Below are 1,043 nucleotides of genomic sequence, written 5' to 3' on the forward strand. Positions count from 1 at the left end.
TCGTCGTAGTGGTGCCCGTCGCTGAAGCCCTTGACCGAAGCCACGATCAGCTTCGGGTTGAGTTCCTTGAGGCGCTCCCAGGAGAAACCCATCCGGTCTAGCGCGCCCGGGCCGAAGTTCTCCACCAGCACGTCGGATTCCCGCACCAGCTTTTCCAGCACTTCCTTGCCTTCGGGTTTCTTGGTGTCCAGGGTCAGCGACTTCTTATTGCTGTTGAGCATCGTGAAATACAGCGCGTCGACATCCGGGATGTCACGCAACTGGCTGCGCGTCACATCGCCCGAACCGGGACGTTCGACCTTGATCACGTCGGCGCCGAACCAGGCCAGCAGTTGCGTGCAAGCGGGACCGGCTTGCACGTGCGTAAAGTCGATGATTCTGATCCCTTCGAGTGGCATGCTCATGATCGGTGACTCCTGAATAGCTATCGTTGGTTATGCGCTGATGCAGAAATGTTCGCTGCGCCCCGTTCCGGGCACCACGCCTTACTTGTACATGGTCTGTGCCATCGTCCCCGGCGCGTAGACCGAGGGATCGACCCAGATGTTGATGACCGCGCTCTTGCGCGTCTTTTGCACCGACTCGCGGGCGCGCTGCAGTGCGCCGGCGATCTTCGCCGGGTCGCGGACTTCCTCGCCATAGCCGCCAAGCATCTCGGCGAACTTGCCGAACGGCACGTCGCTGAGCAGGTTGCCGACGTTGCCGCGTTCGTCACCGTACTTGGCAAGCTGGCCGTAGCGAATCTGGTTCATCGCCGAGTTGTTGCCGATGACCGCGATGTACGGGACGTTGAAACGGTTGGCGGACTCCATGTCAAACGCCGTCATGCTGAAAGCGCCGTCGCCGTAGTAGCACAACACTTCCTTTTCAGGATTGGCGAGCCCGGCCGCGATCGCAAAACCGGTACCGACGCCGAGCGAACCCAGCGCTCCCGGGTCCATCCATTGGCCCGGACGACGCGGTCGCACTGCCTGCGCCGAGATCGTCACCACGTCGCCGCCGTCGCCGATATAGATGGTGTCGTCGGCGAGGAATTCGTTGAT

2 protein-coding genes are annotated in these 1,043 nt (G+C 61.5%); both read right to left on the minus strand.

All coding sequences use genetic code 11. From position 1 onward, the window contains the following. Positions 1 to 404: CoA transferase (locus tag ACYP5B_RS43570; protein WP_459573762.1), on the minus strand; the 404-nt coding region annotated here is incomplete at its 3' end. A gap of 81 nt (positions 405 to 485) precedes the next feature. Further along, positions 486 to 1,043, minus strand: a 558-nt coding sequence (locus ACYP5B_RS43575) for a thiamine pyrophosphate-dependent enzyme (protein ID WP_459573764.1), incomplete at its 5' end; no start/stop codon positions are given.

The organism is Cupriavidus sp. 8B (assembly GCF_054589115.1).